This is a genomic window from Blautia sp. CAG:257, from assembly GCF_000433815.1.
GTDB classification, from domain to species: domain Bacteria; phylum Bacillota; class Clostridia; order Lachnospirales; family Lachnospiraceae; genus Blautia_A; species Blautia_A caecimuris.
Genome location: NZ_HF999084.1, coordinates 4634 through 9743, shown reverse-complemented (window position 1 = coordinate 9743; position 5110 = coordinate 4634). Strand labels below are relative to the sequence as shown.

Sequence of the window (5110 nt, the reverse complement as noted above, 5' to 3'; positions counted from 1 at the left end):
TTCCGTTTGTGCTTTCCGTAATGGCTTTCTGTACCTCATCCACATCCTGAAACGGAATCAGAAGCTCCAGGATTACCCGGTCTGTATATTCGCTGTTCAGAACAGGCAGGCTCCTCTCGCCTGCAATATACTGAAGCTTTCCCACTCCTGTATAATCCGTGGTTACTCTGAGACAGATTCCTTTTTTCTTCTCAATAATACGGCTGGCTGCAAGACCTTCCTGAACCGCCCTGGAATAAGCCCGGACAAGTCCTCCTGTTCCCAGCAGAACTCCCCCGAAATATCTTGTTACAACCACTGCCACATTATAAATATCTTCTCCCAGGATCACATCCAGCATAGGACGTCCTGCCGTTCCGGAGGGCTCCCCGTCGTCGCTGCATCTGGTATATTCCCTGTTTGATCCCACCGAATACACAAAGCAGTTATGTCTTGCATCCCAATATTTTTTTTTCATTTCTTCCAGAAATGCCAGGGCTTCCTCCTCAGTTTTTACCGGGCGCACAGTTGCTATAAATCTGGACTTTTTTTCTGTGATCTCTCCACAGCCGCCCTCTAATATGGTCTTGTATGTTTCCAGCATAAATCTTGTCTCCTGTTTTTATATTTACTTTCTGTTTTTTCTGTTCAGGATTTCTGTTTTTCCACAGCCTTGATCTGATCCAGATTATACTTTTCCACCTCGCTGAGAACAGAATCCTCTATTTTATCAAACTCTTCCGGCGAATACTGAGGAACATACCATTCTTTGCTGTCAAAATACTGCTGCAGCTCCGGAGTTTTAAATCTCCGTCCATGTCTGGCATAGATCTCATTTCTCGCCCGTGAAAGCTGCTCACTTGTCAGTCCTGCAAGCTGCTCCTGAGTTACTTTTTTCTGAGAACTGTCCGGTAAAATGTAGTCTGCCGCTGCATCCGTTTCCTGATCTTCCTGAGGCTGTGAAGATGAGCTTATATCAAGTGTGGTTTTTGTCTCCTGAACTGTCTGGATAATATTTGAATAATCTCCATAATTCACTCTATATGTGATTTTTGAAGCCTGCCATGCCTCTTCTTCTGCTTTCCACTGATCTTCGTCAACTATATTTCCATTGATGCTGTATGTAAGTCCTCCGTTGCCTGCCTGTTTTTTTGCCTCGCGCACTATTCCAAATTTCCCCTCAGCATAACCATGATAATCATTGACCGCACCATCATCAGCCATTCCCGTGAGCAGATATCTTTCGTTATTATATTCTGTCAGCGTCAATGTCTGAATACCGCCATTTGTCAGATACAGTTCACCTGAATCCAGCATATTAATTGATGACGTTCCAGAAGCTATTTCCTCTCCCCACACTTCAAATGTATAATGGCCTGAAAATGTATTCTGTACCTCATCCTGATAAACCAGAAGCAGCTCATCTGATCCATTCTGATCAAAATCCACCAGTTTCATAAAGCACAGACCACCCAGAATATACTGCCCATCTCCCCGGTCAGTTTCCTGAATTGCTCCATATCTTTCTTCATATTCTACAATCAATTTCCTGTATTGTTCATAGATGTTCACCTGAGCGCTTCCAGTATCTTCAGCTTCACTCTCCTGTGACACATCTTCTTTTTCCCCATCCGTCAGAGTAACCGTCTGCGTTTCTTCCTCATACTGCCATTTCATTCCAAATATTTTTGCAAATTCTTCAAAGGAAATCATTAGTTTTCCATCCGCAAACGATGCAGGAATCTGCATTTCGCAGGTTTCTCGCTGTTCTGGATCCTGTTCAGGTGCCACCTGGATCTCTGACTGATCTTTTTTTACAAACATAATTTTTCCCTGATACTGAATTGCGTAAGCATCCTGATTATTATAATAAAATCCTGCCCCAAGTTTCTCTGCCAGATCTGCCACGGAAACCAGAATTACCTGGTTCTGAGTTATCAGCGCATCCTCCGGCAGTTCCAGATGTTCCTGGTTATACAAAACAGTAAGCGATGAATCTGCTTTTGGCGTTGCTGTCATACACGGCAAAAAAGCCATGCTTATAGCACTGATAAGTACAAGCACTGTTTTTATTTTTCTCTTCATATCGTTCACCTTCCACACTCTTTAAATTTTCCACCCTGAATACTCTGTTTATTTATGCACCGTTTCATTATACCAAGATCACTCAATCCGGCATTCTCATTACCGATCTTTGTTGAATATCCAGGCAGATACTCTCAACTAAATTCATCCCGAATCCGCAAAGTATTCCTATTGCGCCGCGTAAGTCCATACCTGAAGTACCTGAGGCGCCACCGTATTGTAATCCCATTTTTTTCTGCTGTTAGCTTTGCTGAAAGGATCGTTAATTGTAAGCATTCCGTCAGAAATCCCCCGGATCACAATAAAATGACCTTCATCAGTAAAATCCCCGGGGCCCACGGCGCAGATGATCAGCCCCCCGGTGTCCACCGTCTCTTCCATCTGCTGGAGATCCGCAGAAGGGAACTGATTAACTGTAATTCCATACTCCCTGGCGATATCCCCCATAAAAAGCCATGAGGTTCCCACTCCTTCCACATAATAACCGTCCTCCATAGCCCGCTGCGCCAGCATATCAGGAGTAAGATTTTTATCTCCTGTCAGGCTGTAAAGCACCATGGAAAGACAGGTGGGCCCGCATCCGGAAATCCCTACATTGGACTGTCCGTAAGGCACATAGCCCCAGCGTTTGTCCCACTGGATAAAAAGCGGAACCTTTTCCGGCAGCTCTGATTCCCGGATTCCTCCGAATGCTTTTTGCTCCGTGTCCGGATATGCAGCTACAAAATCTGCAATCTCAGGATTTCGCCTCAAAGCATCCAGAAAGCTTGCCGGATATTTTGACGGTTCTGCAAAAATCTTCTCTTCCACGCTCAGGGGAGAAGTATCTTCTTTGTCACTTTGAGCCTGATCCGTAGTTTTCCCTTCTACGATCACTGCTGTGGGAATGACTGTTGTCTCCCTCAGCTTCCATCTATCATTTTCCCTCATCAGAAAGTTTCCGGCCGCCAGAAATACAAACAGAGAAACTGTCATAAGGATTCTTCTGTTTTTCTCCTTTATTCTGGCCTCTGTAGCCGGACTTCTGGGACGGTCAGATGCTGGATGATCTGCTGTTTTCTTTTGTTCCACAGTATAGCCTCCCTTATCCGGTTCTTCTCTTATTTTTTCAGACCCGAAAACGGTATTTTTTTCAATTCTCTATGAGATTATATCATAAAAAAGCCTCTGTACTGTAACCAATTTTACATAAAATTACAATACAGAGACTTTTTTACTACTATTCGCATCCCACTATCCTGCGGAATATTTTAGCATATATATACCCGAACTCCGGGACATACAGGACAAAATGCCTTCCAGGTTACTGCTCACACGGTATCTCTTTTCAACATATTTTCTTCTCTTCTATGTTCCTCTTAAATCCAATATAAGTAGCTGCAAAATAAATCAAAAACAGAACTGCCACAGCCCCTGCTGCCCCTGCAAAATACAGAATACTGTTCTGGCGGATCCCTGTATAAAAAACAAAGGAATCGCTGATGTACTTCACTATGATCCAGCTGATCACTGCAGAAACCATAAACGGAGTCATATAGTAGATCAAAAGCTGTTTCCGTATTACACTGTGTATTTTTTCCGGACGAAGTCCCAGTTTCCTGAGCGTATCATACCGAAACCGGTATTTTCCGGAGTCTCCAAGCTGCTGGACAGAAAGAACGGTCAGAGCCACACAGAGAAATACCACCGCTGTATAAATACATGCATAGGCCACTACTGTAATAATGAAATTCATAGTATCAAGAATTTCCCCTTTGACAAAATTTTCTGCCATGTATACAAATATTTCATCCGTTCCGTCAGCCCAGTAAAAATCCTCATAAGTCATTCCCGAATTTCCAAGCGTCCTTTTACCATAACTTTCGTCTGCACTGTCCAGAGCATCCAGCGCTCCTGTTTTCATGACTCCGGAGGTCTGAGCCTCCAGAAGGGAATAGTACGGTGTCAGTGTTTCTGCCGCCTGATCGCTGACAATGATCAGATAATCTGATCCGTTTAACCCTGACTGGCAGAATCCTTCCGTGTAAAGCTCTGCTCCCTTCAGTCCTTCTCCGTTTGGAAGAACCAGCGTTTCTTTCAGCGCCTTTTGGGCAGTTTCCTTTACTCTTGTTTTTGCATGGATCAGATAAGTTCCCTCCTCTAAGGAAACCGTCCTGTATCCTGCCGCCTTTCTCAGGGAATTATAATCACTGAGCTTCATGTATGTGTCACAGGAAAAATACGATGGGTTCTCTCCCTCTGCTGTCAGATCCTCATATCCTTCTCTTTGAAAGAACGGAAGATTGTCATAAAAGAAATCATTCATATCTGTGTCTCCATCTGTATAAATGGAATAAACATAGACGTCCTCAATTTCTCCAAAATCCTCCAGAAGCTTCTGCTTTTCTTCCAGTAAAGGTCTGTCCTCTGTTTCCGGACTGAACAGCAGAATATCAAAAGGATTTTCCTGTTCCATCATATTGATCTGATAGTCCATAAACATAAGAGCAATGCTGCTTACAAGAAGAGCCACCGTAAAAAGGACAGTCAGGGTTCCCATAGTAAACTGCATGGTACGGATCTTGGAGGAAAACTGTCTGATCAGAAATACATTGGCGCCCTTGTAGATCTTTCGCCCGCCTTTGTCTGCATACCGGCACACGGCTGCTGCAATTCCTGTGTACAGAAGATATACGGAAACAAAAAGTCCCAGGCACAGAGGAATTCCATTTGCATTGTTGATTCTGTTGTTCCATAAAAGAAGCATAAAAATCAGGATATAGATCACAGCCAGAGGAAAAAGAAGCGTTTTTTCAGAAATATGTTTCTGACGGATTTCTTCATTTGCTCTTTCTGCGTTCATCAGTTCTCTGATATTCAGTTTTTTCAGTCTTCTTCCTGCCCGCAAAAGAGCGATCCAGAATATCACCAGATAGATTCCCAGTGTCAGAAGGATATTCCATATGGAAATCTCTGCTTTCAGGTGATATGCCTTATCCATGGTTCCCATAAACATGGACGTAAGCACCTGCTGAAAAAACATACCCGGAAGCAGCCCCAGAACAAA

At 43.5% G+C, this 5110-nt stretch carries 4 protein-coding genes; all 4 read right to left on the bottom strand.

The genetic code is table 11. From position 1 onward, the window contains the following. Positions 1-583: YigZ family protein (locus QVP40_RS10140; RefSeq protein ID WP_288200473.1), on the bottom strand; the 583-nt coding region annotated here is incomplete at its 3' end. A 44-nt stretch (positions 584-627) separates the two neighbouring features. After that, a complete protein-coding gene (locus tag QVP40_RS10135) occupies positions 628-2064 on the bottom strand; it encodes a YARHG domain-containing protein (protein WP_022068319.1) in 1437 nt (478 codons plus the stop codon). 168 nt (positions 2065-2232) lie between these two features. Then, a complete protein-coding gene (locus QVP40_RS10130; protein ID WP_022068318.1) occupies positions 2233-3135 on the bottom strand; it encodes a C39 family peptidase in 903 nt (300 codons plus the stop codon). Between the two features lie 256 nt (positions 3136-3391). Beyond that, positions 3392-5110, bottom strand: a 1719-nt coding sequence (locus tag QVP40_RS10125) for an ABC transporter permease (RefSeq protein WP_288200472.1), incomplete at its 5' end; no start/stop codon positions are given.